The 26954-nt window shown below is 52.7% G+C and carries 28 protein-coding genes; 13 read left to right on the forward strand and 15 right to left on the reverse strand.

Annotated features, from left to right (window positions below; translation table 11 throughout):
- Window positions 1-19: 19 nt before the first annotated feature.
- The gene (locus ACOQPM_RS09155) at window positions 20-1060 is read left to right on the forward strand and encodes a hypothetical protein (protein WP_420628948.1); all 1041 of its coding nucleotides are present in this window, start codon (window positions 20-22) and stop codon (window positions 1058-1060) included.
- A 131-nt stretch (window positions 1061-1191) separates the two neighbouring features.
- Here the strand turns inward: ACOQPM_RS09155 and ACOQPM_RS09160 are convergent, their stop codons facing one another.
- From ACOQPM_RS09160 to ACOQPM_RS09170, 3 genes are all read right to left on the reverse strand, one after another.
- Window positions 1192-2487, reverse strand: coding sequence for an HlyD family secretion protein (locus tag ACOQPM_RS09160; protein WP_420628949.1), 1296 nt, complete (start codon window positions 2485-2487; stop codon window positions 1192-1194).
- Between the two features lie 89 nt (window positions 2488-2576).
- The gene (locus ACOQPM_RS09165) at window positions 2577-5363 is read right to left on the reverse strand and encodes an FtsX-like permease family protein (protein WP_420628950.1); all 2787 of its coding nucleotides are present in this window, start codon (window positions 5361-5363) and stop codon (window positions 2577-2579) included.
- Between the two features lie 3 nt (window positions 5364-5366).
- Window positions 5367-6095, reverse strand: coding sequence for an ABC transporter ATP-binding protein (locus tag ACOQPM_RS09170; RefSeq protein WP_420628951.1), 729 nt, complete (start codon window positions 6093-6095; stop codon window positions 5367-5369).
- 148 nt (window positions 6096-6243) lie between these two features.
- Here ACOQPM_RS09170 and ACOQPM_RS09175 point away from each other — a divergent pair, with 148 nt between their 5' ends.
- Window positions 6244-6417 (forward strand): hypothetical protein, encoded by a 174-nt coding sequence (locus ACOQPM_RS09175; protein WP_420628952.1) that lies wholly within the window; start codon window positions 6244-6246, stop codon window positions 6415-6417.
- A gap of 74 nt (window positions 6418-6491) precedes the next feature.
- Here the strand turns inward: ACOQPM_RS09175 and ansA are convergent, their stop codons facing one another.
- A complete protein-coding gene (gene ansA, locus ACOQPM_RS09180; protein WP_420628953.1) occupies window positions 6492-7514 on the reverse strand; it encodes an asparaginase in 1023 nt (340 codons plus the stop codon).
- A gap of 266 nt (window positions 7515-7780) precedes the next feature.
- On the opposite strand from ansA, the gene ACOQPM_RS09185 reads away from it, so the two are divergent.
- The 8 genes from ACOQPM_RS09185 to ACOQPM_RS09220 all read left to right on the forward strand — a co-directional run bounded on the left by ACOQPM_RS09185 (window position 7781) and on the right by ACOQPM_RS09220 (window position 13672).
- Window positions 7781-8332, forward strand: coding sequence for a peroxidase-related enzyme (locus ACOQPM_RS09185; protein ID WP_420628954.1), 552 nt, complete (start codon window positions 7781-7783; stop codon window positions 8330-8332).
- Between the two features lie 86 nt (window positions 8333-8418).
- Window positions 8419-9210 carry an enoyl-CoA hydratase/isomerase family protein gene (locus tag ACOQPM_RS09190; RefSeq protein ID WP_420628955.1) on the forward strand — a complete coding sequence of 264 codons (792 nt, stop codon included), beginning with the start codon at window positions 8419-8421 and terminating at the stop codon, window positions 9208-9210.
- Window positions 9211-9214: 4 nt separating this feature from the next.
- On the forward strand, window positions 9215-10042 hold the full coding sequence (locus ACOQPM_RS09195; protein ID WP_420628956.1) for a patatin-like phospholipase family protein: 828 nt from the start codon (window positions 9215-9217) through the stop codon (window positions 10040-10042).
- Between the two features lie 61 nt (window positions 10043-10103).
- Window positions 10104-10853 carry a polyphosphate--glucose phosphotransferase gene (gene ppgK / locus ACOQPM_RS09200; protein ID WP_420628957.1) on the forward strand — a complete coding sequence of 250 codons (750 nt, stop codon included), beginning with the start codon at window positions 10104-10106 and terminating at the stop codon, window positions 10851-10853.
- Window positions 10854-11278: 425 nt separating this feature from the next.
- Window positions 11279-11923: a DUF4166 domain-containing protein gene (locus tag ACOQPM_RS09205; protein WP_420628958.1), complete on the forward strand. Its 645-nt coding sequence runs from the start codon at window positions 11279-11281 to the stop codon at window positions 11921-11923.
- The gene (locus ACOQPM_RS09210) at window positions 11916-12623 is read left to right on the forward strand and encodes a hypothetical protein (protein ID WP_420628959.1); all 708 of its coding nucleotides are present in this window, start codon (window positions 11916-11918) and stop codon (window positions 12621-12623) included. The genes ACOQPM_RS09205 and ACOQPM_RS09210 overlap by 8 nt, the downstream gene beginning before the upstream one ends.
- Before the next feature lie 58 nt (window positions 12624-12681).
- Window positions 12682-13335, forward strand: a complete 654-nt coding sequence (locus tag ACOQPM_RS09215) for a DNA alkylation repair protein (protein WP_420628960.1) — start codon at window positions 12682-12684, stop codon at window positions 13333-13335.
- A 10-nt stretch (window positions 13336-13345) separates the two neighbouring features.
- Entirely contained in the window at window positions 13346-13672 is a 327-nt protein-coding gene (locus ACOQPM_RS09220; protein ID WP_420628961.1) for a hypothetical protein, read from the forward strand.
- 27 nt (window positions 13673-13699) lie between these two features.
- On the opposite strand, the gene ACOQPM_RS09225 is transcribed toward ACOQPM_RS09220, so the two are convergent.
- The 10 genes from ACOQPM_RS09225 to ACOQPM_RS09270 all read right to left on the reverse strand — a co-directional run bounded on the left by ACOQPM_RS09225 (window position 13700) and on the right by ACOQPM_RS09270 (window position 24245).
- Window positions 13700-14926 carry a sensor histidine kinase gene (locus tag ACOQPM_RS09225; RefSeq protein WP_420628962.1) on the reverse strand — a complete coding sequence of 409 codons (1227 nt, stop codon included), beginning with the start codon at window positions 14924-14926 and terminating at the stop codon, window positions 13700-13702.
- Window positions 14927-15058: 132 nt separating this feature from the next.
- Entirely contained in the window at window positions 15059-15814 is a 756-nt protein-coding gene (locus ACOQPM_RS09230) for an SIR2 family NAD-dependent protein deacylase (RefSeq protein ID WP_420628963.1), read from the reverse strand.
- 5 nt (window positions 15815-15819) lie between these two features.
- On the reverse strand, window positions 15820-17043 hold the full coding sequence (locus tag ACOQPM_RS09235; protein ID WP_420628964.1) for a response regulator: 1224 nt from the start codon (window positions 17041-17043) through the stop codon (window positions 15820-15822).
- A 65-nt stretch (window positions 17044-17108) separates the two neighbouring features.
- Window positions 17109-17897 (reverse strand): SCO1664 family protein, encoded by a 789-nt coding sequence (locus tag ACOQPM_RS09240; protein ID WP_420628965.1) that lies wholly within the window; start codon window positions 17895-17897, stop codon window positions 17109-17111.
- Window positions 17898-17924: 27 nt separating this feature from the next.
- Entirely contained in the window at window positions 17925-18431 is a 507-nt protein-coding gene (locus tag ACOQPM_RS09245) for a DUF3090 family protein (protein ID WP_420628966.1), read from the reverse strand.
- 30 nt (window positions 18432-18461) lie between these two features.
- Window positions 18462-19157, reverse strand: a complete 696-nt coding sequence (locus ACOQPM_RS09250) for an MSMEG_4193 family putative phosphomutase (RefSeq protein ID WP_420628967.1) — start codon at window positions 19155-19157, stop codon at window positions 18462-18464.
- 37 nt (window positions 19158-19194) lie between these two features.
- The gene (gene mrdA / locus ACOQPM_RS09255; protein ID WP_420628968.1) at window positions 19195-21612 is read right to left on the reverse strand and encodes a penicillin-binding protein 2; all 2418 of its coding nucleotides are present in this window, start codon (window positions 21610-21612) and stop codon (window positions 19195-19197) included.
- A gap of 127 nt (window positions 21613-21739) precedes the next feature.
- The gene (gene mreD, locus ACOQPM_RS09260) at window positions 21740-22240 is read right to left on the reverse strand and encodes a rod shape-determining protein MreD (RefSeq protein ID WP_420628969.1); all 501 of its coding nucleotides are present in this window, start codon (window positions 22238-22240) and stop codon (window positions 21740-21742) included.
- Between the two features lie 4 nt (window positions 22241-22244).
- Window positions 22245-23105 carry a rod shape-determining protein MreC gene (mreC, locus tag ACOQPM_RS09265; RefSeq protein WP_420628970.1) on the reverse strand — a complete coding sequence of 287 codons (861 nt, stop codon included), beginning with the start codon at window positions 23103-23105 and terminating at the stop codon, window positions 22245-22247.
- A gap of 78 nt (window positions 23106-23183) precedes the next feature.
- Window positions 23184-24245 carry a rod shape-determining protein gene (locus ACOQPM_RS09270; protein WP_420628971.1) on the reverse strand — a complete coding sequence of 354 codons (1062 nt, stop codon included), beginning with the start codon at window positions 24243-24245 and terminating at the stop codon, window positions 23184-23186.
- Between the two features lie 263 nt (window positions 24246-24508).
- Here ACOQPM_RS09270 and ACOQPM_RS09275 point away from each other — a divergent pair, with 263 nt between their 5' ends.
- The 3 genes from ACOQPM_RS09275 (at window position 24509) to ACOQPM_RS09285 (ending at window position 25506) form a co-directional block, all read left to right on the forward strand.
- Entirely contained in the window at window positions 24509-24922 is a 414-nt protein-coding gene (locus ACOQPM_RS09275) for a hypothetical protein (protein ID WP_420628972.1), read from the forward strand.
- Window positions 24923-25032: 110 nt separating this feature from the next.
- Complete coding sequence (locus ACOQPM_RS09280) at window positions 25033-25248, forward strand: hypothetical protein (RefSeq protein ID WP_420628973.1); 216 nt, start codon at window positions 25033-25035, stop codon at window positions 25246-25248.
- 6 nt (window positions 25249-25254) lie between these two features.
- Entirely contained in the window at window positions 25255-25506 is a 252-nt protein-coding gene (locus ACOQPM_RS09285; RefSeq protein WP_420628974.1) for a type II toxin-antitoxin system RelE family toxin, read from the forward strand.
- Window positions 25507-25527: 21 nt separating this feature from the next.
- On the opposite strand, the gene ACOQPM_RS09290 is transcribed toward ACOQPM_RS09285, so the two are convergent.
- Window positions 25528-26943, reverse strand: coding sequence for a sugar transferase (locus ACOQPM_RS09290; RefSeq protein ID WP_420628975.1), 1416 nt, complete (start codon window positions 26941-26943; stop codon window positions 25528-25530).
- Window positions 26944-26954: the final 11 nt, after the last annotated feature.

A 26954-nucleotide genomic window follows, 5' to 3' on the forward strand; every position in this document is an offset into this window, starting at 1 on the left:
TTTCCAAAGGATGTATAAAATGGTATTTAAACTTGGCAGTGAGCCACGCAACGAGTATCTTGAACTAGAATTAAACAAGGCCGCCCACAAATTAGTCACTGAACTGCGTCCTGCAGCTGGAAAACAAGTGTTGATCACGGCCGACAGTTCGGCAGATATGCGCGTGGCGCGGGCAACGGCAGCGGCCGTTTACGCAGTGGGTGGTGTGCCGACATTGATCAATTACCATACCCTCGACGAGCCGATGCAAGAGCCACCCAAACCCCTGTTGGGCGCGTCACAACATGCCGAAATCTGGTTCAATTTTGCAGTGGCCTATCAGTTGTATAGTCCAGCTTATCATACGGCCGTTAACAACGGCTGCATCTACGTTGAACTCACCGGCATGGATGTGGACATGATGGTACGTACCATTGGTCGCGTCAACTATGCACCCATGAACGAAATGAAACGCTGGCTGTACCGGGAATCGCAAAAAGCAGAAACCGTACGGCTGACAACCGCCCTCGGCACAGATTTACGCATGACCGTTGACAAGGCGGGCGATCACTTCTGGGAAGAGCCACCAGCGGAAGGCGGCTTCCCGCAAATGTTGGGTGGACAATCCGGCTTTATGGCGCACCGCGAAAGCTACGAAGGCGTGCTCGTTTTTGATGCAGCGATTTGGCCACCGTCAGAAATTGGCTTGCTGCGTGAGCCAGTGAAATTGACGATTGAAAATGGCCTGATTCAAAAGGTTGAAGGCGGCGCGAATGCCCTGATGTTTGAACGGTGGCTGGCTGGCTTTGATCATCCAGAATCGTACCGCATGGATCATGCCTGTTACGGTTTTAACCCTGGCGTGCCCAGTGCCACCGGCCGCATTTTGGAAGATGAGCGGGTTTTTGGCTGTATGCAGTTTGGCATTGGGGCTACCGAGTACGGTTCGCCATCGCATACGGATGGGGTGGTGCTGAACCCGTCTGTATGGTTGGATGAGGTAATGATTGAGGAAAACGGCCGTTACACCCACCCCGATCTAGTAGATTTTTGTCGCCAGATGGGGGCTTCTGGTTACTAAGCGTTCGTTCTATGAGTTGGCCGCAGAAAGAAATCATTCCCCCCAGCATAGTTGATATATTGTAAAAAAAGAGCCCCTGCTTACGCAGAGGCTCCAAAACTTAGCGTTCTCCACGAATTTTGCAGTGAAATCTATTCGCCAGCAATTTCCGCACGGCCTGTCATGCCGGGGCGGATGTCCAGTTCATCGCTGCTGATGCTGACAATAACCGGGAAAACGGCCGCATCCCCCACGGTCCCTGTTGCTTGCGCGCCAATACGCACCACTGTGCCTTCAATCACATCATTGGGATACGCCTTCAGCGTCACGGCCACCGATTGACCCGGAGCCACCCGCGCCAAATCCCGTTCACTCAAATTGCTAGTATGGAACTCTAGTTGCGTTGTGTCCAGCAGGGTGACAATGGGCGATCCAGTGCCGATCATTGCGCCTTCAGCCACTTCTACCGAGAGGACGGTGCCTGCCGTGGGCGCGACAAGCTGGGCGTCGGCCACGGCCTCTTGCGCTTGTTCCAAACTAAGCTGGCTTTGCTGCAATGAGAGTTCTGCCTGCTGCACACTTAGCTGGGCGGCTTCGATTTGCTCGGCGGTGGGCGGCTTTTGCGCCTGTTCCAACGCCTGCTGGGCGCTAATCACGGAGGCTTCCGCGTTCAGGGCAGAGTCGTTATTGATGCCCGCGACGGCCAAACTGTAGTTGGCGCGCGCTACCCGCAGATTTTCTTCAGCAAACTGCAAATTGCGCGTGGCGGCATCCCGCTCGTTCTCTAGAAATTGCTTGCGGAAGGGATCGTTTAGCTCCCACTCACGCCCCGGATCGAAGGCGGTGTTGTACGCTTCCTGGGCATCGGCCAGTTGGCGCTCTGCCTGGGCTACGCTCACGTTGGCCTGGGTCACGCTGTTGCCAGCAGCCGCATCAGAGGCAACGGCATTTTCCAGTTGGGCTTGCGCCGCAACAAGGTTTGCCTCTGCCACGGCTACGGCCGTTTCATCTGGCTCCCACTCTAGCAAACGATCCAACTCGGCCTGCGCCTGGGTCAGGTTCAGCTCAGATTGCGCTACCTGGAACTCCGCGTTGGTCACGGCATCCAGCAGTGCCTCATCATCCAGCGTGGCAATGAGATCGCCAGCCGCTACCACATCACCTGGCTCCACGGCTAGTTCCAGCAGTCGCCCGCTGGCGGTAAAGCTCACGGGCAAGACGGGCTGCACAGCCACAACCGACCCATCGGCCAAAATAGTCACGCCACTTTGGCTGGGGCGGGTGGCTGTTGGCGAGGTTGTAGATTGAGTAGCATTGCTGGTCTCGTCCCTGTCGGTTGTCTCAGTGATGACGCCTCCACCGTCAACGGGGCGGGCTTCTACACAAGCTGTCATCATTAGCAATACAAAAATCAAACCAAAAAACGCAAATAAATTCTTCGCTTTCATAACATTATCCGTTAATATTTTTTTACCGCGGAGAGCACGGAGAACGCTGAGAAAAATCCCTAAATCCTCTGTGACCTCTGTGGCCAAAATCACATTCTTAAAATTTCGACGGCGCGCCGTTTCACAATGCGCCGAGCAGAGAAAGTAGCGCCGATGACGCTGGCTAGCACCACCATGATCACCACAAACGGCATCACAGTTGTATCTACTGCCAACTGCATTGGGCGTTGGGCAGAAACGCTATCGAAGTAGGCAAACAGGTAGCCCATCGCTGCCCCAGCGGTAATGCCCGCTAACGCAGCGCTCAGTGTCATGGCAATGGATTCCACGATGAGCATCCCCGTTAGCTCACGGGTGCGCGTCCCGATGGCTTTCATCATGCCAATTTCCAGCCGCCGTGCGTAAATGGTGACGTAAATGACGGCAAATACTCCGAAAACGGCCGTTGTAAAGCTAATCACCGTCAGCACCAGCAAAAAGGCCTGCTCTTGGGCTCGGCTGGCCTGGGCTTGCTCCAGCCGCACCTCTACAATTTGGGTGAAAATGCTGAATTCCAGGCTAAATCGGTTTGTCATCTCGGAAGAGACTTCAAATGGATCCGCATCTGGGGCGGTCGTGCCTAGAATCCGGTCAAGAATTGGCTCGTCGGCGGAAGGCAGCGGCAGCAGCGGATCATTGGAAATGCGGCGGAACGCATCCATCGAGATAAAGACATCGCTGCCGCCCAACCCCTGGGTGCGGACGCGGTTAACAGAGCGGAAGCCGGGCATGGTGCGGGCAATGCCCACCACGCGCATCTCCTCGACATGGTCTAGCCCTGCGCCGGTGATTTTTACAATGCCGCCCAGCGGCACGGCCAGCCCCTCAGCCAACCCTTCGCTGATGACGATAGCGTTGTGGTCGGTCAAGATTTCATCTAAAGATTCTGGCCCACCGCCCACAAATTCAACCATGTCGGCAAAGAGAACGTCGTTGAGACGGCCGTCTACGCCAATAAGCGAAACAGAACCACTCCGCATCCCCACCGGGTCGCTGACGCTGGTGCGATAACCGTAGCTCAAACCCACCGCCTGATCCATGCCCGGAATGGCCAACAACTCTTCATCAATAAAGCTCGGCTTGAGCCGATTGAGGGACGCATCGGCATTGCTGCCAAACCCGCCAAAAACTTCCACCTCTACAGGCGCACCGGCATTCAGGCGCACGTCCGATTCCAGATTTTTATTGGCGATGGCACTCTGCGTGGCCAAGAAGCTGGGCAGCACGCCGCTAAACAGTACCAGTAATGAAATGAGCGTGTTGCGCCCCTGGTTGCGCCCCACGTTCCGCTTGGCAAAGTAAGTGAGCTTGGGCATGATGAGGCCGGTCAGGAACAAAATGAGCCGCTCAAACGGTACAGTGGTGATGAAGAAGAGAAAGCCAACCCCCACAACCATCATCAGCACAGCGGCCAAAATAATGGTGGCTTCTGCCGCCGGGTTGCCCAGCGAGGAAATTACGTCCAGCCCCACGGTCATCATCACCACAAACATGAGGAAGAGGCCAATGAGGAACATACGGCCACTTGGCTTACGCTCTCGCAATCCGGCTAAATCTTCCAACTGTAAATTATCGGCCACGCCGGGGTTGATGGCGTGCATCACTTTGGTATTGGCCGCGTCACGGGCAGGTTTGAGGGCACTCAAAAACAGTACCACAATGGCAGAAATGATGGCGGGAAGAACGGCCGTTAAGCTCACAGCTGGTTGCAAACGGGCCGTCAGGCCAGACAAACTCATCTGGTAGGTAATAAATGGCACCACACCGTAGGTGGTAATCAACTGCCCCAAAATCACGCCCAGGCCAATACCAATCGCCCCAATCACCGCCACTTCGCCAATGACCAAGATGAACAGATAGCGCTGCTGGCTACCCAAAATCCGCAAAATCGCCATCTCGCGCTTTTGCTCCTGCACGTTGGTCATTACCAGCGTGTGTACCAGCAGACCCACCACGCCCAGCGCCATTAGGCCGTACGTGTTGATAAGCGCCTGCAGAACCAAAAAAGCCTGTGCGCTAGCATCTAAAATGACCGCCTTATCTAGGCTATACTGATAATCTTCGCCTAGCGCGGCCTGTACATTGGCAGCGACGTCGCGCACGCTGAGAGCGGCAGCTTCAGAATCCCGCGCTTCGTACAGGCGAGAATCTACCAGGCCAATTACCCGGTCGGCGCGGCCTTGCAGACCGAGCCAGGTTTGGGCATCGGCCAAATCAATAATGAGGCCATCGCGCACGCCAGCGTCTGTCACGCCATCTTGCCGCACGATGGCGACGACCGTGAAGCGAGCCGTGGTGCGCTGCTGGCTGCTGCCCACTGTTTCAGGTTTACCTTCTTCACGGGGCTGAGGAAAGCTGTAAGAAACATCAATTGTGTCGCCGATATTCAGACCAAAGGCATTGGCGGTAGCTTCCAGAACGGCCGCTCCGTTATCCCCAAACTCATATTCCCCGTCTACCACATCAATAAAGCCAACATCGTCTATGCTGGCATCCAGGGCGACTAGCCAACCGTTGGCCTGCTCCCCATTGCCAGACATTTCTACAATGGATTGGATACGGGGGTAAACGGCCGTAATGCTCGGATCGGCCGCCAGCATCGTTTGGCTAACCCGGTCCACATCCACAAATGGCTCCGGGCTAATGTCGGTTTTGGCTACCGTAAGATCGTAGCGCCCCACCCCAGAGGCGATCAGCTCCACGTTAGATTGGCGAATGGTTTCCACTGTGGCACTCATGGCCACAATAAGCCCCGTACTCACTAGCAACGAGAGCACCATGAGCAATGTTCGCACCTTCCGCCGCCGGAAGTTTTTAAGGACATATTTTAAAACCATCGCTTAGTCCTCTGCTTTTTCTTCTTCATGTGCCGCAGCTGGGGAGCTAATTCCGTTCCCATTCAGCAGCTTGCCATCCTGCAATTCAATCACGCGCCCAGCGAATTCCGCCATGCGCGGGTCGTGGGTCACAAAAACGACAGTCATTCCCTCGTCATTCAGCTCGGCAATGAGGCGCATGATGGCAAAACCAGTCTCAGAATCCAGGTCGCCAGTCATTTCGTCACCAATGAGGATGGGGGGATTGTTGGCCAGGGCGCGGGCAATGGCCACGCGCTGCTGCTGTCCACCAGACAGTTCGCTGGGGTAATGGTGGGTGCGATCACCCAAGCCAACGCGCTCTAGCAGCTTGATAGCCCGTTCCTGCCGCTCCTTGCGTGAGACGCTGGCCAGCACCATGGGGGCTTCTACGTTTTCCTGGGCGGTAAAGTTAGCCAGCAGGTTGTAATTCTGGAAGATGAAGCCCATTTTGTCCAGCCGTAGCCGGGCAAGTTCGTTCTCACTAAGCGAGACGAGATTTTGCCCAGCGACGATGAGGTGTCCCCGGCTGGGCTCATCTAGCCCACCCACAACATTTAGCAGGGTGGTTTTGCCGGAGCCGCTGGGCCCCATGAGGCAAACAAACTCGCCCGGCTGAATCTCCAGCGAAACACCGCGCAGGGCGGGAACGGCTTCTTTGCCCATCAGGTAAGATTTATGAACATTATCTACAACAATTATTGGATCGCTCATAGCAGTTGGTAAGTATTGGCCACAGAGTACGCAGAGAATTATAGAGAACTGAATTCTATTACTGCATTCTCTTCAGCTATTTTTTGTTGGTAAGTTAGGTATTGCCGTTGTTTTAAACACCGCCGATACCGACCATGTGACATCTGTTATGCCAACTTGGAAGGATACCAGCTTTGTAATGATCTGGCTTGGGAAATTGGTTGGGTTGGTAACGGCCGTTGCTCATGGCACTGTACGGGTATACCAGCAAAGGGTTGCAAAAAGAAACGGCCGTCTACTCCCTGATAGCAAACGGCCGTTCGTAAGGAGGGAGAACGCCTAATAGATAATCCAAGGCATTCCATATGATATGTCCATTTTTACCTGCCCTGCGTGACGCCAGCGTGACAATTTGCCTTACGGCCGTGTCAATTCTCCGCGCAAACTTTGCTGCATTTTCACCTTCACCACATCCAGATTCGATTCGACACTGAGCAAATAGACCAACTTGGTAAGCGCGGCTTCTGGCGTCATATCGTAGCCACTCAAAATGCCAATGTCGGCCAGAGCGGAGCCTGTGGCATATTTGCTCAGGTCTACCGTGCCGCGCAGGCATTGGGTGCAATCTACAATCACCACGCCGCGCTCGATGGCCTCGGCCAGCACTTGCAAAAAGGCAGGATTGTTGGTGGGGGCATTGCCCGCGCCGTACGTCTCTAGCACCAAGCCACGTAGCGGTGGCTGCAGCACGTTCTCTAAAACGCGGGCAGACATGCCGGGGTAAAGTCGCAGTGCGCCCACTTCACCCGGCTCGCGGATGGTTTGTAAGTTGATGGGCGGGATGGGTAGAGACGGCCGTTTCACCAGCGACCAGTTCACCTCCACATCAATCCCCAGCGTGGCCAGCGGCGGGCAGTTGGGCGACTCAAAGGCATCAAAGCCATCGGCATCTACCTTCACTACGCGGCAGCCCCGGAAGAGGTGACTGTGAAACAGCAAGCACACCTCCGGGATGGGATAGCTGGCCGCCAGCAGCAGGGCGGCAATGAGATTATCCTGGGCATCGTTGCGAATTTCGCACAACGGGATTTGCGATCCGGTGCAGATGACGGGCTTGCCCAGGCCATCCAGCATGAAGGCCAGTGCCGAGGCAGTGTAGGCCATCGTATCTGTGCCGTGCAGGACAATGAAGCCGTCGTACGCATCGTAATGGTTGCAAATGTCAGTGGCAATGCGCGACCAGTCACCAGGGGTCATGTTGGGCGAATCGAGCAGCGGATCGTACTGGTGGATGGTGAATTGGGGCAGTTCCGGGTGGTGGAAGGCGGGGTTATCGGCCATGAGTTGCTGCAAAAAGTTGGGGATGGGTTGGTAACGGCCGTCTACCCGCTGCATTCCAATTGTGCCACCGGTGTAGGCAATATAAACCTTTTTAGACATGGTTGTGTATCCTCGGTTCAGTGGGTTTGGGAAATTTGCCACAGAGGACACAGAGGTTTCAGAGGAAAAGCCTCTTTTCTCTCGATGCTCTCTGTGGCAAAAAAGTTGTGCCAATTGTGACTAACCCGACCCAATTTGCCAACCACCTGCACCCTTCCCCCTCTTTTGCTATCATCCGCTAACGTTTGAACCAACCTCCCGCAGGCTTTTTATACAACTTACGCTTTGGGCTAAACCTGCGGGAGGTTTACTCGGAAGGAGAGGAAATGGCCTGGATTAAGATGATTTCGATGGAAGAAGCGACTGGCGCGTTAAAAAAGATGTATGAAAAATACATGGAGCCGGCGGGCATGGTAGACAACATCTTGCGAATCCACAGCCTGAACCCCAAGTCGCTACGCACCCATTACGACCTGTACGCCCACCTCATGCGGGGCAGGTCAGACCTGAGTCGGGTGCAGCGGGAGATGATTGCCATTGTCGCTTCGGCTGCCAACAAATGCCATTACTGACTGGTACATCACGGAGCCGGGCTGCTCCGCCTGACCAACGACGAGGCGTTAGTCGAAGCATTAAAAACCGACTGGCGCAGTGCCAACCTCACCCCTGCCGACCACCAGATGCTTACATACGCCGAAAAATTGACGCTCACCCCATGGGAAATGGTGGAAGCGGACGTGATTGCGCTGCGTGAGGTCGGTTTTAGCGACGCGGCCATTCTGGATATAAATCAGGTGACGGGGTATTATGCCTTTGTCAATCGCCTGGCCGATGGGTTGGGCGTGGAGCTGGAGGCGTACCAGACCGGTAACCAGTAATCGGTGGTCGGTAATCGGTTTGGTTTTTAGCCCGACAGGGCTTGCACAAATAGTCGGAGGATTTATCCCTCGGTGGAGGTAGTTGAATGAGCGAGTTAGTCCTTACACAGCAGCGGGACAGCATTTTTGAGATTATTTTGAATCGGCCAGAGAAGCGGAATGCGATGAATGCGGAACTGGTTGAGGGGTTGGATACGGCCGTTCGCACCGCAAACCGCACCCCCAACATCCGCACGGTTATCATTCGGGGTGAGGGCAAAGCGTTCTCGGCGGGGATTGACGTGAGCAGCCTGCTAGGGTTGGCGCAAAAGTACGGCCCCTACTGGCAGCAGCGCATGCGGAACATCACCGATGATTTTCAGGCGGTGCACAATCGGCTGGAGCGGCTGGAGATTCCCACCATTGCCCTGCTGCACGGCTACTGCCTGGGGCTGGCCATGGAGCTGGCCCTCGCCTGCGACATCCGCATTGCCGCCGAAGGCACGCAGATGGGCTTGCCAGAAACGCGCCTGGGCATCATCCCCGACGTGGGCGGCACGACGCGGCTAACGCGGCTGGTTGGCCCCGCCCGCGCCAAAGAGCTCATCTTCACCGGGCGGCATTTTGACATGGCTTATGCGGAACGATGGGGCATTGTCAATTACGTGCTGCCCACCAACCAGCTCATGGCCAAGGCGGAAGAATTGGCTGCTGAAATCAATCTAGCAGCCCCGCTGGCGGTGGGCATGGCCAAGCGCGTCATTGATGGTCTCAGCGACATTGATCGCGGCTTGATGCTAGAGGGTTGGGCACAAAGCCAGCTTATGAGCAGTGAAGATTTTATGGAGGGGGCGCAAAGTTTCATGATGAAACGACCGCCTCAATTCAAAGGAAAGTAATGGTATGAAAATTGGGTATGCGTTAGGCGGTGGCGGCGCACGTGGCGCGGCCCACGTTGGCGTGCTGATGGAGCTAGAGCGGCTGGGCATTCGGCCAAATCTCATTACCGGCACGAGCATTGGCGGCCTAGTCGGCGCGTTGTACGCCTCTGGGCTTACCTGCGACGACCTAGCAGACTGCCTGCGCGAGATGAATATTGCCTCGATGTACTCTTTTGCAGGCAATGCACCTGCGCTAACGGGGGTCAGTAAATTCGAGCAGTTGCTGAAATCATATATTGGCCGCCCCAAATTTTCTGAGTTGGGCGTGCCGCTGGCGGTGGTTACCACAGATTTGGTGTCGCGGAAAGAGGTGATTTTAGATGAAGGGGATGTGATTACGGCCGTCCTCGCCACCATCGCCATTCCTATTTTGTTTCCCCCAGTGGAGCAGGATGGTATGGTGTTGAGCGATGGAGGCATTTTGAACAATACGCCATTTGATGTTGCCAGGGCGCGGGGCGCCAACTACGTCATTGCTGTGGATTTGAGCAACACCGCACCCTACGGTACGCCAGACAAGCCAGCCCCCACCCCAACAGGCGTGTTGGGCAAGGCTTTGGCCCTCACACAGCGGCGCAAAACGTGGCAAATTATGTCCGTTGTGGCCGACATTATCACGGCGCAAACGCTACAGAAGCATTTAGCCGTCTCCCGCCCGGAGCTTCTGTTGCAGCCCAACATGGGTTCCATTGGCCTGTTCGATTTTCACCGATTGGATGAGGGGATTGCGGCAGGGCGAACGGCCGTGCGTGAGGCAGAAGAACAGTTGTCGGTAATCAGTAAACAGTAATCGGTTATCTGTTTACTGATCACGGATAACCGATTACGGAATACCAAACACGGAGGTAAACATGATCACACTCGGTATAGACATTGGCGGCAGCGGCATCAAGGGCGCACTCGTAGATACAAAAAAAGGGGAGATGGTGACGGATCGGCTGCGTATTCCGACGCCAAAGCCTGCCAAACCAAAGGCCGTCATCAAGGTACTCAAGCAAATTGTGGATCATTTTGACTATAGCGGGCCGATTGGGGTGGGGATTCCGGCGATTGTTATTAACGGCATCACCCACTCGGCAGCGAACATTGACGATGAGTGGATTGGCTTTGCTAGCCAGCAGGCGATGGCCAAGGCCACTGGTTGCCCGGTGACGCTGGGCAACGATGCAGACGTAGCGGGCGTGGCTGAAGTGCGCTTTGGCGCAGGGCGCAACCAATCCGGCACGGTGATGATTTTTACGCTAGGTACGGGGATTGGCAGCGCAATGTTTGTCAACGGCCGTCTCGTCCCCAACACCGAACTCGGCCACCTTTACTTACGCAACCAAAAGCATGATGCTGAAGATTGGGCCGCGGAGCGCATCCGGGATGAGCAAGATTTAAGCTGGGAGCAGTGGGGTAAGCGGCTCAATACCTACTTTCAGCATATCGAGTTCATCTTTTCGCCAGAGCTGATCATTATTGGTGGCGGCGTTAGCAAAAGGTACGAGAAATTCTTGCCCTATATCCAAACCCGCGCCGACATCGTGCCAGCAGAGTTGCGTAACGAGGCGGGGATTGTGGGAGCGGCCGTTCTTGCCGCAGAAGCAGGTAGGCAGTAACGGGCAAAGTGTCTATGAAACGACGCAAGTTTCATCGAATACTCTTCCTGAGTGCTGGTTGTTACAATTTGCTATGGGGAATCTACAGCAGTTTTGATCCGCAATGGTTTTTTCGATTTTCAGACCTCCCCTTGTTAAATCATCCGCCAATATTTACAACTTTGGGAATGGTCGTTGGCGTCTATGGCATTCTTTATTTGGAAGTTGCGAGACGGCCGTCGCAGGGATTTTTGATCGCAGCTGTGGGGTTGCTTGGCAAAGTGCTAGGCCCGTTAGGGTGGGCCTACCTTTTTCTAAATAGAGAATGGCCATTAAAAAGCATTGTGCTAATTTTGACGAACGATTTAATTTGGTGGATCCCCTTTATAATTTACTTATTTGATTCCAAAGACGAATATTTCAAAGATTTTAAGATTAGGGCTTGAATGAAATCTCCACTTTCTCCAATTTTAGAAGATATTGAGACGCTACCTGAAGCATTCAAAATTCAGTTTTTGCATTCGCCAGAACTGGATTATGATGTCGTTCTTGAGGGGGTGCTAACCGAAGTTTGGTTCCGACCGATCTGGCTAGCTCCGCTTTTCTGGTTACTAGAACGTTTGGGGATCTTAATTGCTGAACGAGCAAATTCAATAAAAACCACCCTAAAAGTTGTGGCAATTTATGATGAAAACGGTTTTCCTTACCATTTATGGTTTCGCAGATTTTATGGGGCAAAAGTCAAAAAGTTTGACGTCAAAGTAATATTTGACAGAGCCTCTAAACAAGCCGTTGATCTTGTAGGCCTTAAAGGTTTTCTTGCCCTGGCATGGGATGTTCGCTTTGCTCCCCCAGATACGATTAAACTAGATGTCGTTGGGGCGGGAATACGCTACAGGGACAGGATCTTTTGGTTACCCAACTGGTTATGGCCTATTTTTCTAGGGCGCGAGGAATTCATTCAAAAGGTTGATTTTCCAAAAGCAGATCAAGTAAGCATTCATTTGTTGATTAAACATCCTCTATTTGGTTCTGTCTTCTCCTACAAAGGCACTTTCCAAGTTACGCAGCACAAGGAGAAAAATGATTGAAACTAAAATATATACCTTCCATTTTGCAAATACCAAAATCCGCACAACGGCCGTTGCACTTAGTCGCCCACCGACCAGTCAGGATGTCCGTGGCCTCAAACACGCGGAATGCATGACAAGGATGACGCTCGGTGCGCCAATCTTGTCGCCAGCACGAATGCAACTCCGCTATCTAACAATGTTTGCAGCTTGGGAAAACCATCGTGCGATAGATGAATTTCTTGCTGATACCAAACTAGGCCGTGCACTTGCAACAGGCTGGCATGTGCGGATGGTGTTTCTGCGTCGCTGGGGCTACATTAGCGAGCTCGATGGGCTTGCCGAAAGCGAGGGAGGACAAAATCCAGAAGCACCTGTGGTAGCCGTAACGCTCGCTCGGATGAAGCTGCCACAAGTCCCACGCTTCATTCGTTGGGGCAAGCCTGTCGAAGAACTGGTTCGAGACCATCCAGGCAAAACCTTAGCGATAGCAGCGATGAGGCTGCCACGCACAGTCTCTACCTTTTCAGTGTGGCACTCTCAACGGGAAATGGTTGATATGGTTCATGGACACAGCTCCGTGCCGCAACCTAAGCGTCACGCCACTGCAATGGCTGAGCGGCGGCGAAAAGATTTTCACTTTGAGTTCACAACCCTTCGATTCAGACCAATTGCAGAGTACGGAGCGTGGGAAGGACGTACCAATATTGTTCCGATTTGAAACTCAGAATGTCAATATTATTTATGAATGATTTATATTATTCGCAATGGAGGTAGCTATGTCAGGTGTAAAATTATCTTCGCAAGAACTTATTGCCCGCCTCAACAGCCAAAATATCAAATTTGGCGATGTCAAAAAAATTGCCAGGGAAATCAAAAGAGATCACCCCCTTGCGATGGAGCTTTGGGCTTCAGAAGGATTTTTTCCCCGTCTTCTTTCCGTTTTGATTTTGGATAAGAAGCAGCTAAATCAGGAAATCATCGAATCCATGGCGAAAGATCTACAGATTCACAAGCCAGAAGAGCGCAACCGAATAAACGAGTGGCTTATGGCCAATCAGCTAATGAAAGACAAGAAGCTGGTCACGCTCATGCAGACTTGGGAGCATCATGCGCTTCCCGATCTACGCCGTATGTTCTGGTATCATCAGGCTCGTCTAAGATGGACTGGCCAGAATCCGCCGGAAAACACTTTAAACCTTGTGGATGCCATTGAGGAGCGGCTCTCCGACGAGGTGCCCGAAGTGCAATGGGCGATGAATTTCACTGGTGGGTGGATTGGTGTTCACGATCCTCAATTCCGCGAACGAATGATCGCCATAGGCGAACGGCATGGTTTGTACAAGGGCATTCCGGTTCCCCAAAATTGTACACCCGACTATTTACCGGAGTTTATCAGCATCGAGGTAGAGAAACTCAAAAAGAAACAGTAGCCCAAAACCCATGATTTATTTTATCCCCACAATCATTATCCTTTTGATTCAAACGTATCTCCTTATTTCTTGGTGGAACGCGCGTAAAAAGAAGGATGGCAACGAGGGGAAGCTCATTTTCTGGGGCTTTCTTGTGGGGCAAATTTATCTGATTTGGGAAGTTTTGTTGGTGCAGCAAACAGGACAGCCTTTGCCGGACTCACCAGAACAACAGATGTTGATGCTTCGGTTGGCCTGTGGCGGTGCGCCTGGGGGGCTTTTTGTCATTATCGGGCTGTTTTATATCAGTTTTACAGCTTTTGGGGTTAGAAAAGTTAACCGGAGTGACGATAAATAATATTCCACTGCCTCACTGAGGTCAGGGTTAAACGGCCGTTACTGGCAACATAATCGTAAAGGTCGCTCCTTCCCCCACGGTGCTAGCAACGGTGATACGGCCGTTGTGCTCCTCCACAATTTTTTGCGCGACGGAAAGCCCCAAGCCGCTACCCTCCGCGCTTTCGCTGCCCGGAATGCGGTAGAAGCGCTCAAATAGATGCTCAATATCTTCTGGCTCAATGCCAGGGCCGGTGTCGGTCACGTCAATTTGGACTTCGCTGTTTTGGCAAGTGGCGCTGATGACGATACGGCCGTTTGCCACATTGTACTTAATCGCATTACTCACCAAATTGAGAAGCACCTGTTTTAGCCGATCGGCGTCGCCGATAACGGCCGTTGCCCCCGCATCGGTTGGCAAATCTGGCGCCAGATTCACCTCAATCTCAATGCCGCGTGCCGCCGCCTGCGCTTGCGAAATGCTCACCACCTCTTCAACGATTTGCGCCAGCGGCACTACCTCCCGCGCCAGCCGCATTCGGCCAGATTCCAACCGTGAGAAATCCAGAAAATCTTTGGTCATTTTAGAAAGACGATTCGACTCTTTTTTGATCATCCCCACCAGCTCACCGTGCTTTTCCTGGGGGATTTCTGGTCGCGTTAGCAGTTCGCTGGCAGCCGAAATGGCCATGAGCGGCGTTTTTAGCTCGTGCATAATTTCGGCAATGAGATCCGATTGGCTAAAGAGGTGGGCGTTCACAATGGCAACGGCCGATTGTGAGGCCAACGATTCCATCAACGCCACATCCTGCTCCGTGTAATCTTTGTCATCTTCCTTGTTGATTACCTCCAGTGCACCAATGACGCCTTGTCCGGTGATCAGCGGCACCGCCAGCATGGAGCGGGTTACGAATTCCAAATCTTCATCCACATTGGCATAAAATCGTTCATCTGTTTGTACATCATCCAAAATGAGGGATCGGCCGTGTCGCACGACCCAACCCGCAATGCTGCTATCCAGCGGCACCACAATGTCTCGTGGCACCTCGCCCCGCGTGGAAGCAGCAAAGTGCAGATGTCCCGTGGAGCGGTCTACCAGCAAAATAGAGGCGGTTTCGGTGTGGGTTAGTTCAGTCGCCACGTCCATCACCAGCGACAGCAGTTCACCTAGCCGCAGCGTGGAGCTGAGACGCTGGCTAATTTGCAGCAGCCGCGCCAAATGCTCTGGCGAAATGGCGCTGTGCGTGTTGGCGGCAATATTCACTTGTTCTGTCATGGTGATGCTCACTTCCTACATCTGTTACAAACCACAGAAAACAATTTGAAAACCGAAAGGCGATTTCTCTGTGGTTTGTACAAGTAAAAGCGAGAGAAATGGCTCTGCGTATTTCAAAAAACTTTCCCGCTTTTACACAAAGGCTGCTGCCAGTTGCGGCAGCAGCTCTGCAACATCTTCCCGAAAAAGTAGATCGGCTTCCCGATCCATATGTGTTGGCCCAAAATTAACGATGATGAGGCGCGCACCGGCTCGTTTAGCAAGCAGCGGCAAATCGCCAGCGGGTGCCACTTCTAAAGATGACCCGGCTACCAGCATCACGTCGCACTGTTTGGCCACTTGCTGAGCCAAGTGCATGGTTAGGGCAGGCAGTAATTCACCAAATAATATCACGTTTGGCTTGAGGATGTGATCACAGGTGGGGCAGCAGGGCAGTTGGCCCGTTTCAATCAGAGCCTTCACCAGCGGCAGACCGTCTACCTCGGTGTGGCAACTTAGGCAAGTGGCGCGGCGCAGGCTGCCGTGTACTTCATAAACAGTTTGGCTGCCAGCGCGGGTGTGCAGCAAATCTATGTTTTGGGTGATGATGGCTTGTAAACGGCCGTTCGCCTCCAAACTTGCCAGCGCCTCATGTGCTGGGTTAGGTTGAGCATTGAAGATAGTGGTGGCTAACGGCCGTATCCAGTTGAAAAATGCCTCTGGATTATGCCGAAAGGCGTAGATGGACGCCATTTCCATCAAATCGCCCTGCTCCCACAGCCCAGAATCCGGGCTGCGATAATCGGGAATGCCGGAGGGCGTGCTGATGCCAGCCCCAGTGAGGGCCACAACCGACTTTGCCTGCCGCAAAAGCTCTATGGCACGAGCGACTGTTGGTGAGGGGTTCATGGCACTTACGGTTGCACCAGCTTTTGGGCAATTTGCCGGATGAGGATAGCGGCTTTGGCATGTGGATTTAGCTGCACGAGCGGGACGCTTTTATTCACCGCCTGGTTCATCTCGGCGGGGGGCATTGGCAAAACGGCCGTTAGCGGATGGTTGAGAAACTTTTCTAGGGTCTGGTGGGGGATAGCCATCTGCCCGCTAAAGTCAAAAATGATGGCGCGCACCGTGGCCTCTTCTGGGGCAATTTCATGCAGATGCTCTAGCAGTTGACGCGCATTGGCCAGCGCCACCCGCTCTGGGCGCAGGCAGACAATGATTTGGTTTGCTTGTGCTAATATGGATTCAACAACGGCCGTTAGTTGATGCCCACAATCAACAATCAATTGATGGTTTGGTTTGATGAGCGGCTGCAACAAGTTAAGCGTCTGTTCTGGCTCCAGCGGCAGCGGCGGTTCATCATGCTGGGTATGGACAAGCAGCAACTCTAAATTTTCGGCGTAGGAATACAGCTCCTTCTTTAAAAGGTGGCTCCACTGGCTTTCTGGTTGGGTAAGCACATTGTTGAGGCCTTTTTGATGCTTTTGGCTCAAGTATAGAGCCACATGTCCTTGCACAAGATCCAGATCGAGCAAAGTGGTGGCCTGACTGCTACTAGCCAGGCTGCTGGCCAAGTTAATGGCCAACGTGGTTGCCCCTGCCCCGCCGCGTGCGCCTAAAATCGCTGTTACCGACCCAGCCGATGAAAATGTAACAGAACGTGTTAAAGGCGCACTGGTATCACCCACTCCTTTGCGCTTGTTCGCTTCAGGCAAGGGCTTGTGCAGGCGCGTTTGGGCGGCCGCTTTTGGGGTGCGGTCTTCGAACATCGTTTTCACACGTTCCAAAAGTTCAGCGGGTTCCGTAGGTTTGGTCAGGTAATCATCAGCCCCGGCGTCAAACCCGGCCAACTTTTGTTCTGCTTCATCAACGGCCGTAAACATGATGATAGGCATATCTGCCAAGTTAGGCATGGCCCGCAGCCGGCGGCACACTTCCCAACCATCCATCTCTGGCATCATGCCATCCACCATCACCATATCTGGGTTCTCTGACTCTGCCAAAGAGAGACCCCGGAAGCCAGACCGCGCCCCAAGCACGTTGTACCCATGCTGCTGCAAAACACGCTGAATAATACTCAGCGTCTCTGGGTGGTCATCAATGACTAATATTTTGAAGGCAATCGGTGATGTCATAGGTTTTTCCCGATACAAACTGCCTTGTCAGCTTTCAGAAATCGGATTTCTTGACGAATATCTACCTATACTGGCGGCCAGGGGTAATGTCGCCCTGGGCCTGGGGCAAGGAAGGTTCCTCGATTGATAACTCGACGGATGCGATTTTGTAAGGCACCTACTTCTGTTTGAGCCAACAGGCGGGTTAGTTCAGAACGTAAGCCTGCTTTGTTGCTAGCAATTTTATCACTTAATGTTTCTAAATCAGATAGCATTTCTAATGGTATTGGCTCACCAGCAAATTCCCAAATGACAGTTCTGAGCTTATACTCTGCATGAAAACAGATGCCATGATCAATAAGCCATAGCTTGTCAGAATTTTCATGTTCCTCAATGAGTACATGCCCTGCCTTTCGATCTGCATTATTGATGATGATGTCTAGCAACACGGTTTTTTGTAACGCTTCCCTAAATTTGGGCTCGCCTTCAAAGGTAAAGTAATGTGCTTCTGGGTTGTGGTCAATAAAAAGCTGTACAGAGCCCGTGCCGTGTTCGCCTTCACGCAGCACGGTGGGGGGAACGAGGTTCCAGCCAATGGCATGGCTAATCAAAAAAGCAGCGCGTTCTCGTTGGCACAGAGTTCCTTGGGCAAAGTCCCACAACGGCCGTTCGCCACGACGCGGTTTGTACACCGCTCGCACTTCCTTTACGCTATTTTGAGGCAAATGGGGCAATGCTTCCCAAACGGCCGTGTTTGGGCAAACATCTACCAAAAACGAGTAGTTTGAACTCCAGGGCAGCACCCCTTTTACAGACAGTGTACCCACCTGCAATAACTGAAGCCAATCCGCTGTGCTAAGCGTTTGTTGTGCCATTTCAACAGTTAACCGCTTGCCTCAAAATTAATGTGCATGCCCATTTCGGTGTGGACAAAAATGCCCGGTTGCATCAATTGGTTTGCCACAATTCCCACAAATGGGCCGTCCCGCCTTCACAACATCGTAAGCATGTTTTACCAGAGCCTGAACCTGCTCCCGAGTAATCCAGTAGCTTACGACGTTGGGTTCATCATCTTCGCCAACCAGCTCATAAGCAACCAGCACCACCTGGTTGCTCTCTTCATTGTACCCAATGCCAATGTTGCCCACGCGGAACAATGCTTCTATTGGCTCTCGCAGCCGCATGTCGGTCCAAACAGGGGCTTCTTCCGCCGTCGGATATTTTTGAGCCAGCTCCTCAATAAGCGCATCGAAGCTTTCGGCCAACATGCGTGCTTGTTCTTTCTCTATTGTAAGTGAAATGGTTTGTGACCCACGACTGCCCTGTAGGTAAAAAGTCCGCTGCCCTGGGGAGCCGATGGTTCCCACAGTAATTTGTGTCGCTGGGTTTAGTTCAATATGGCTAGCCATAAGGTTCTCTGCGTAAAAGCCGAAGCTTGCTTAACTGTTGGAATTTTCTGAGGAAACGGCCGTTTCGCCCGTATCATCAGCCTTTTCATTTTCCTTGTTTTTTGCTGGTTTTTTGGGTGGCTTGAGTGGCCCGTCATCGTTAATGCGACCCACGCGCACCATCCCATTTGGCGCTAAATGCAGCACGCTCACCGACGCTGGCGAAATGATGATGCGTTGGAACAGATCAATATGCACGCCCAAATAATGTGCCAATACCAGCTTGATCAAGTCTGCATGTGAAACCACGCAAATAATATCTTTGTCATCGTGCTGCCCGGCCAACGCTTCCAGTGCGTTGACACCGCGTGCCTGAACCTCGCGCAATGTTTCCCCGCCAGGGAACTTCATGCGGCTGGGGAAAAACTGAACCGTAAACCACGCTTTCTTTTTAGCCAGTTTCTTAACTTTCTTGCCTTCCCACTCGCCATAACGCACCTCACCCACGTCTTCCAGAATGTTAAGGGGGAGGTTCTGGCTGGTGGCGATGAATTCGGCCGTTTCGCGGCAGCGCAACACAGGGCTACTGTACAATGACTTGATGGGTAATTCAGATAAACGCTCTGCCGCCGCTGCTGCTTGCTGACGGCCGTTTTCATTCAGATGAACCCCTTCGATCCAACCTGCTAACCGATGTTTCTTTACCCAATCATTTTCGCCATGTCGCACAAGAACAATTGTTGTCATACGTGAATAATAGCACAACTAATAAGCTGACGAAATATTAGTTGCGCTGGACTTGATCTAAAAGGTCTGGTGGCAAAACTGGGTTGAAGCTCAAAGAGTTGCAGGCGCGTGTATCCCCTTCCGTAAATTCAACATCCGCAGCCCCAGAGAATTGTGCATATTGGGCAATGCCAAAATAGGCGGCCATCACGTTGCAGGCCACCGGTGCTGCCCACCGCGACCCTTCGCCGCCGTGGTACAGGAAGGCCGCCACCACAATTTCTGGCTCGTCAAACGGTGCATACCCCACATACCAGGAGTGTGTGGGCAAAATGCGCCGGTTTAAGATGTCGTCGAAGCTGCACCACCCTTTTTCGATGGCGATATTGTCACAAAATTCGGCCGTTCCCGTTTTACCAGCAGTCGTAATGCCAAAAGGGTCCAGCCAATCTACGTAGGTCGCCCCGGTATAAAATTCATCTTCATCCACAAAAACGTTAACCAATTGCATCCCTTCGGCAATGATTTCCAAGTTTTCGCGGTCTACATCCACCGCATTTAGCACCTCTGGCTGGTAGATGATTTCCCCATTGGCGTCAAAGCGGACGTTAAAGGATGGATCATCTAGCGGGTTACCGTCGGCGTCGGTGAGAATGGTACGGCCGTCCGCACCCAGCCTTGCTCGCGCCACAATCTGGCTGTCATCATCCACAAATACAATGTTTCCTTCAGAATCTGTCATGTGGTGAATAATGGTTGGCCGATACAAAAAGCCCCCGTTGGCAACCACCGCCGCCATTTGCGCCACCTGCATGGGGGAAGAAGTGAGGAACCCCTGCCCAATGCCCATGTTGTAATCGTCACCTGTAGACCAGGGCTCCCCGTAAATCCGCGCCTTCCAACCGCGATCTGGCGGCAGGTCGCCCGCCGCTTCTAAAGGCAGTTCAATACCCTGCACTCGCCCAAAACCAAACTGAGCCGCGTAGCGTGACAGCCGGTCAATGCCCAACCCTTCGATAAACTCGCCATCCTGATCAAAGCCGCCGCTAATTTTGTAGAAGTAAATATCACAAGAGTTGGCCATGCCGGTGATGGCATTCATCACGCCATGGCCAGAGCGCAGCCAGCAGAAAAAGGTTTGGGCGCGCCCGGGGTCGTTGGGGGCAAACCGGTTGGGGATGGTAATTTCCCCTGGCGCAGTTAGCAGCCGAGTTGGCGAGACAAGCCCTTCTTGCAAGGAAGCCGAACCGGGCACAATTTTGAAGGTGGAACCAGGAGGGTAAATGCTGCTCACCGCATGGTTAACAAATGGTTGATACTCATTACGCGCCTGACCAAGATAGTAATCTACAGGCACTTCGGTTTGGAAGCGATTGTTGTCGAAGCTGGGCAGGCTGACCATGGCTAACACTTCGCCCGTTTGCGGGTTCATAGCCACCACAGCGCCTTGCCGCACTTCCACATCTTCTTCTTGGCCCGTAATGGGCTCGCGGGAGGGAGTGGCTTCGCGCACTTCCATTGCCTGTCGCAAGATTTCCGTGGCAATTATTTGCAAGTCTATGTCCAGAGTGAGGTGTAAGTTGAGGCCGGGGGTGGGTTCTACGGCCGTACCAATTTGCCTCAGTTCCCGCCCCGTCCAATCCACTTCAATTTGCCGCTCACCCTTCGTGCCCGCCATCTCAATTTCCATTGAGGATTCCAACCCAATCCAGCCAACTCGATCATCCCGCTGGTAACCTAACCCCAGATTGAGCCAATTTTCATTGGGTAGCGGCCCCATATAGCCGATAATGGGTGCGGTGTATTCGGCCGTAGGATAGTAGCGCAGCGGCTCAGGCAAAACGCGCACGCCAGGCAAAAAGATGCTCTCTTGCTCAATGTTGTACGCCTGGGTAATGGGAATGCCGGAAGTGATCACTGCCGGAATGTATTGCAGTGGTGCAGCAATACGCATAATCTCACCAATGCTGTCCGGCAGTTGGGGAACAACTCCAGTTTGCGCCAATGTTTCCTGGCCAGATACACCGTAGATTTCTGCTAGACGAGTATATGTTTCTACTAGTTCGGGATTGGCAGCTTCTACAAGTTGCTGTTGAGCAACGGTGTTGGTCACAGGGACGCCTGTTAGCAAGGATAGCCGCTCATAAATAGCCTGTAGCTCATTGGGGTCATCTGGCAAAAATGTGGGGGTGATAGTGACGTTGAAGCTGGGAATGTTGATGGCCAGGGGATCGCCGTCCCGATCAAAAATCACACCGCGCGGGGCATCATTACGCAAAATAGCAAACTGATTTTCTTGGGCCAGCGCTTGCAGCTGGTCACCCGAGTTTTGCTGAATCCAATAAACACGGTAAAGCAACAACCCTAAAATGGCAACCACGACCAGGCGAAAGAAGAACAGCCGCCCACGCAGCCCAAAATCTTCCTTTTCCAATTCTTCGACATCTTCTACACGTTCCCAACCCATCCGGGACATGGGGTCTCACCTCAAAACGATCCACAGATTTACGCAGATTGGAGCAAATCTTTTGTAGCCGCGGATTCTTTCCGCGTACTTGAGGCGCAGAAAGAATCTGCGGCTACGATTAGAAGGTTTGTAATGGTTACATCTGCACACGGCGAGGCCGTATGATGCGATTGATCATATAAAGTAGCCAGTAAATAGGCAAAATCGCTAAGATATTAATAAGGATTGTGGTGGGTAACACGCCAATGCTTAGAAAGTTGGTAATGGTGCCAAACAGCCACAGCAAGATTAGACCAGCTAGAAAGCTGATGGCGGTGGCCAGCCCAGCAAACAGCAGCGGCAGCAAAATGCGGCTGGTGGGCAGGGCGTATTGTAATAGAAGCACGGCCGTAACCCCCACCATAAACGCCAACGAAGAGACGCCCATCGGCGTGATAGAAAACAGATCGGTAAAAATGCCGGCAAAAAACGCCCAAACCGCACCCTCTTCAATGCCAAAAAGCAAGCCCCAGGCCAGTGCCACCAACAGCGCCAGTTGGGGTGTGTTGCCAAAAATGGGAAAGTGAGGGAGTACGGCCGTTTCCACCACACTTAACAAAATCATCAATGGAATAGCCAGATAAATAGAGGCCGTCATCTAGCTAATTCTCCGTGGGGCTATCAAAAATAGACGTGTCTATTGGGTTAAAATCGGTGATGATGAAAACAATTTCCAGCGTGTCAAAGTCCGTCGCGGGCTGCACAATCGCTTGTTGGAATAGATCTGATTCATTCCGCAAAATCTGTACAACCCGGCCAATCACAATATCCTGCGGGAAATCCCCACCGAGGCCAGACGTCAAAACAATTTCCCCAAGCTCTAGCTGAAATTTAAGGTCAATCCATTCGACAATCAGGTCGCCAGTGGCTCCCCGCCCACGCAGGCTACCCGTTGCGCGGGATGTCCCCAGCCGCACCGGAATGGCACTAGCATTATCCGTAATGAGCACTACCTGGGCCGAGTTTTGCGTCGTGCGAAAGATACGCCCAATCATGCCGCGGGGGCTTTCTACAGGCATCCCTACCTGTAGACCATCCTCTGAACCTTTATCTATGATGATGCTGCGGACAGCGGGGCTGGTGTCGTAACCAATGACGTTGGCGGTTTGGCGTCGCAATTCCGGGGTTTGGCGTGCGCGGTTGAATAAATCCTGCAAAATTTGCCATTCGCCCTGAATTTCGCGCAGCTCCTCATTTTCGCGCTCTAACGCTTCAAGCTGGGCTTGCAACTCTTCAATTTGGGCGCGGGCTTCATCTAAATCACGGGGGCCAGACAGGGCGTCGGCAACAGTGTCGGTTTGGCGAGAGGTCCAGCTAGCAACGGCCGTTAACGGATCTTGCAAAAAGCCAAATAACAAATTTAAGTTGCCAGTGCTGTCTAAAATACTGAGTAAAATGGAGGCACCCACCAGAATAGCAATGGTTGTCCAGCGAATCCTGCGTTGGGCATCGTTTAGATTCATACTGTCCGGTGATCAGTAATCGGTGAGTAGGTAATAGCTAGCAAAAACCGATAACCGATTACTGTTTACTGATTACCGCTAGTGATGCGTGCTGCCCCGGTGCAGGCCAGTGAGCGACCGTCGCCAGAGGTCAATATTTTCCAACACACGCCCTGCGCCACGCGCCACGCAGGTCATGGCATCTTCCGCCACCCAAACGCGCATCTTCACCATATCTTCCAATCGGTCAGCCAAGCCGCGAATTTGAGCCCCGCCTCCTGCCAGGCAGATGCCTACTTCCATCAGGTCAGCCACCAGTTCGGGCGGGGTGTCGTCCAGGCAGTCGCGCACTGTATCCACAATGATGTTGATGGAGGGGGACATCGCTTCACGCAGCTCGATGCTGCTGATTTCTACCGCTTGCGGCAGACCGTTGATGAGATTACGGCCGCGCAGCGTCATCGTGCGCTCTTCGGGCAAGGGGAAGGCGGAGCCAATGCCAATTTTTACCCGCTCGGCCATTCGGTCACCGATGAGCAGGTTGTACTTGTTGCGGGCGTACTGGATGATATCCTCGTCCATTTCATCCCCCGCCACGCGAATGGAGCGGCTGACAACGATGCCGCCCATCGCAAAAACGGCAACTTCGGTGGTGCCGCCGCCAATGTCTACAATCATGCTTCCGCGCGTTTCGTTGACGGGTAGCCCCGCGCCGATGGCAGCAGCGGTTGGCTCTTCAATCAGGTGCGCCTCGCGTGCGCCAGCAGAGATAGCGGCATCGTACACAGCGCGCTTTTCTACTTCCGTTACGCCGCTGGGAATGCCCACCACCACGCGCGGGCGCGGGAAGGGCACAATCATCTGCTCATGTGCCTTGTCTATGAAATATTTGAGCATCGCTTCGGTGATTTCAAATTCGGAGATTACGCCATCACGGAGCGGCCGTATCGCCACAATATCTGCCGGGGTGCGCCCCACCATCTCACGCGCTTCCGCGCCGATAGCTAGGGGCTGGCGGGTGCGTCGGTTGATAGCTACCCAGGACGGCTCGTTGATGACGATGCCACGATCGCGAATGTAGACCAGGGTGTTTGCCGTCCCTAGGTCGATGCCAATGTCGAGTGAAAACAGGCCCAAGAGCCAGTCGAGCGGTCTAAACAATGTTCCCTACTTTTCTCCCTTCCGTGTGTCCACACTTTTTGCCACAGGCTTCAAAATTCTAGTGTGAACCAGCACGAAATTATACTCGACCGCCAACACATCACCAATTTTGCCCACAAATTACCCTACGCTTGCCACCAAAAATTGTATAATTGCTTAGAATGGGATGAGCCAAACGGCCGTTTGCGTGAAAACGTTGAGAGAAAATTCAAACGATTGCGTACTATCAACAGAATTAGCAACTCAACCCAAGAGGTTTTAGCATGGCAAACAAAGCATTATTTCAAGAATTAATTTATGATGAAGCAGGGAATATGGTGGAAACGGCCGTTGTCGGGCAAGAAATGTTCTATGTCATAGACGACGCCGGATTCAAGCGGCACATTGATGCGGATCAGGTAGACCGGCAAGTGTTGAGCATCTTTTTGGAGCAGCTAGAAGCCAACAAAGACATTGCCGTTGAGCAGGCTCTCCGCATGATGGGCAAGGACGATTTGTTCACCAAAGCGGCCGTTGATGCCCAAATCAACAATATCGACATGGACCAAATCATTGCCCAGGGCATCCCTGCCCAGGCCCGCCACATGATGGGCATGATGGGCTTCCGCATCACCATCAACTTTCATGGCGAAGTGGTCAACATGGATCAGCCTACGCTCCCGGATGATGAATTTTAGATAGTGGCTGATGGTTAGCGGTTAGTGAAATGAACTAGCCACCAGCCGCTAACCACTATCTACTTGTTGCTTTATGCTATACTGCTGGCAAAGCATTCTTGAGGTGAATCATGACTGTAAACGAGATTTTGGCATCCGTGCAGTATGTTGTAGATCGTGACGGTCAACAGACGGCCGTTCAGTTAGACCTGTCTGTTTGGAAGACAATACAACAAATGCTAGAGGATATTGAAGATATTGCTGATTTTGAGCAAGCCCAGCAGGAAGAAGATGGAGCGTTTGCCTGGGAACAAGTTGTCCAAGAATATCAAGCAAAGCATACTTGATGCTACATGTACAAAATAATTGTTCGTGGCAAAGCAAAAAAGCAGATTCTACAAATACCTCCGCCTCACTTCCAACGTATCCAAGAGCAAATTGACAAGTTGCGTAAAAATCCTCGGCCTGATGGAGCAAGAAAGCTAAAAGGTGAAACTGGGTTTCGCGTACGGGTTGGTACTTACCGCATCCTCTATGAAGTTAACGACGATGTCCAAATAGTGACAATTTATCGTGTTAAACATCGTCGAGATGTTTACCGTTGAGATCAGTTATCCGTATCCAAATTAGTAAGCCCCACGACCAAAGAGGGAGTGGGGAATCGTTTGCAGCAAAATGCGGATGTCCAGTGCCAGCGACCAATTTTCGATGTAGTAAATGTCCAATAGACACAGTTCATCAAAGGTCAGGTCGGAACGGCCGCTTACCTGCCACAGCCCCGTAATGCCCCCAATGACACTCAAGCGCTGCTTGTGCCACGGCTTGTACGCCGCGACCTCTTCTGCCAGCGGCGGGCGTGGCCCCACCAGGCTCATCTGCCCCAGCAGCACGTTATAAATTTGCGGCAACTCATCCAAACTTAGCCGACGAATAAAGCGACCTACGCGCGTCATGCGAGGGTCATCCTTCATTTTGAAAATAGGGCCGTCTGCCTGATTGAATTGCTTTAGTTCCGCTTTCCGCTGCTCTGCATTTACCTCCATCGAGCGGAATTTGTACATGGGGAAGGGACGGCCGTTCTTTCCCACCCGCATCGCCTTATAAATCACAGGGCCAGGGGAATCTAGCTTAATCGCCAAAGAAATAAGACACATCACCAACAGCGCCGGAATGCCTCCTAGTAAAATGATGCCGAGATCGAGAAGGCGCTTGGTGAGCTGCTGAACCCGCGTGATGCCCACGTCCCGCACGCCAAGCGTCGGTATCCCGGCCATGTTGTTAAACTCTACCCGGTTCATGCTAAGTTGCAGCAAATCTGGCACCACTTGCGCCCGGACGCCATGCTGCTGGCAAAGGCGGAGCAGCTGCGAAATTTGCTGGTGCATTTCACCAGGCAGGGCAATAAAGATGGTGTGGAGATGCGGCCGTTCTGCCAGCGTATTTTGCAAATCAGCAAAGGTGCCCAAATTGGGAATACGCCCCAAACCGATGTTGTTTTCACTTTCACCGTCGTGCAGATAGCCCACAGCTTTGTACCCCAGATCTGAGCGTGCCAGCAGCGTGCGGATGAGGCTGCGCCCCACTTCGCCAGAGCCAATCACCAAAACACGGTCTGCCAAAATGCCTCGCTGATACAATGCCCCCAACACAAAACGGCGCAGCAACCGCGCAACGCCAATCAGCACCACAATTGCCAGAAACGCCCAAAAGTACATTAGGCGAGAGAATGGTGTTGGCTGCACAAAGAAGGCAATCATGCTGAGCAAACCAATTCCCGCCGCCACAGCGTAGGTAATGCGCGACAGTTCATCTACCCAAAATTCGCCCCGCTTGCGCCGCCAAACACGCACCTGGATGAAGGTGAAAATCAGCAGAACGTTGAGCAATGCTAGCTGCCCCAAATAATGGGCAAATGGTTCTAAGAATGTGATGGGACGAAGCCACTGCCACTCGTACCGAATGATGTAAGCTAAGGCAAACCCGCCGTTAAATAACAGCAGGTCGCTCAAAATAGTGGCAATCCGAATTCGTTGATGACTCATATTTGTTTAGC

The sequence above is a fragment of the Candidatus Leptofilum sp. genome (genome assembly GCF_965223525.1).
GTDB lineage: Bacteria > Chloroflexota > Anaerolineae > Promineifilales > Promineifilaceae > Leptofilum.

Coding starts and splice junctions, on each gene's coding strand:
- ACOQPM_RS09155 (WP_420628948.1), top strand. CDS start 20: ATGGTATTTAAACTTGGCAGTGAGCCACGCAACGAGTATCTTGAACTA.
- ACOQPM_RS09160 (WP_420628949.1), bottom strand. CDS start 2,487: ATGAAAGCGAAGAATTTATTTGCGTTTTTTGGTTTGATTTTTGTATTG.
- ACOQPM_RS09165 (WP_420628950.1), bottom strand. CDS start 5,363: ATGGTTTTAAAATATGTCCTTAAAAACTTCCGGCGGCGGAAGGTGCGA.
- ACOQPM_RS09170 (WP_420628951.1), bottom strand. CDS start 6,095: ATGAGCGATCCAATAATTGTTGTAGATAATGTTCATAAATCTTACCTG.
- ACOQPM_RS09175 (WP_420628952.1), top strand. CDS start 6,244: ATGCCAACTTGGAAGGATACCAGCTTTGTAATGATCTGGCTTGGGAAA.
- ansA (WP_420628953.1), bottom strand. CDS start 7,514: ATGTCTAAAAAGGTTTATATTGCCTACACCGGTGGCACAATTGGAATG.
- ACOQPM_RS09190 (WP_420628955.1), top strand. CDS start 8,419: ATGAGCGAGTTAGTCCTTACACAGCAGCGGGACAGCATTTTTGAGATT.
- ACOQPM_RS09195 (WP_420628956.1), top strand. CDS start 9,215: ATGAAAATTGGGTATGCGTTAGGCGGTGGCGGCGCACGTGGCGCGGCC.
- ppgK (WP_420628957.1), top strand. CDS start 10,104: ATGATCACACTCGGTATAGACATTGGCGGCAGCGGCATCAAGGGCGCA.
- ACOQPM_RS09205 (WP_420628958.1), top strand. CDS start 11,279: ATGAAATCTCCACTTTCTCCAATTTTAGAAGATATTGAGACGCTACCT.
- ACOQPM_RS09210 (WP_420628959.1), top strand. CDS start 11,916: ATGATTGAAACTAAAATATATACCTTCCATTTTGCAAATACCAAAATC.
- ACOQPM_RS09215 (WP_420628960.1), top strand. CDS start 12,682: ATGTCAGGTGTAAAATTATCTTCGCAAGAACTTATTGCCCGCCTCAAC.
- ACOQPM_RS09220 (WP_420628961.1), top strand. CDS start 13,346: ATGATTTATTTTATCCCCACAATCATTATCCTTTTGATTCAAACGTAT.
- ACOQPM_RS09225 (WP_420628962.1), bottom strand. CDS start 14,926: ATGACAGAACAAGTGAATATTGCCGCCAACACGCACAGCGCCATTTCG.
- ACOQPM_RS09230 (WP_420628963.1), bottom strand. CDS start 15,814: ATGAACCCCTCACCAACAGTCGCTCGTGCCATAGAGCTTTTGCGGCAG.
- ACOQPM_RS09235 (WP_420628964.1), bottom strand. CDS start 17,043: ATGACATCACCGATTGCCTTCAAAATATTAGTCATTGATGACCACCCA.
- ACOQPM_RS09240 (WP_420628965.1), bottom strand. CDS start 17,897: ATGGCACAACAAACGCTTAGCACAGCGGATTGGCTTCAGTTATTGCAG.
- ACOQPM_RS09245 (WP_420628966.1), bottom strand. CDS start 18,431: ATGGCTAGCCATATTGAACTAAACCCAGCGACACAAATTACTGTGGGA.
- ACOQPM_RS09250 (WP_420628967.1), bottom strand. CDS start 19,157: ATGACAACAATTGTTCTTGTGCGACATGGCGAAAATGATTGGGTAAAG.
- mrdA (WP_420628968.1), bottom strand. CDS start 21,612: ATGTCCCGGATGGGTTGGGAACGTGTAGAAGATGTCGAAGAATTGGAA.
- mreD (WP_420628969.1), bottom strand. CDS start 22,240: ATGACGGCCTCTATTTATCTGGCTATTCCATTGATGATTTTGTTAAGT.
- mreC (WP_420628970.1), bottom strand. CDS start 23,105: ATGAATCTAAACGATGCCCAACGCAGGATTCGCTGGACAACCATTGCT.
- ACOQPM_RS09275 (WP_420628972.1), top strand. CDS start 24,509: ATGGCAAACAAAGCATTATTTCAAGAATTAATTTATGATGAAGCAGGG.
- ACOQPM_RS09280 (WP_420628973.1), top strand. CDS start 25,033: ATGACTGTAAACGAGATTTTGGCATCCGTGCAGTATGTTGTAGATCGT.
- ACOQPM_RS09285 (WP_420628974.1), top strand. CDS start 25,255: ATGTACAAAATAATTGTTCGTGGCAAAGCAAAAAAGCAGATTCTACAA.
- ACOQPM_RS09290 (WP_420628975.1), bottom strand. CDS start 26,943: ATGAGTCATCAACGAATTCGGATTGCCACTATTTTGAGCGACCTGCTG.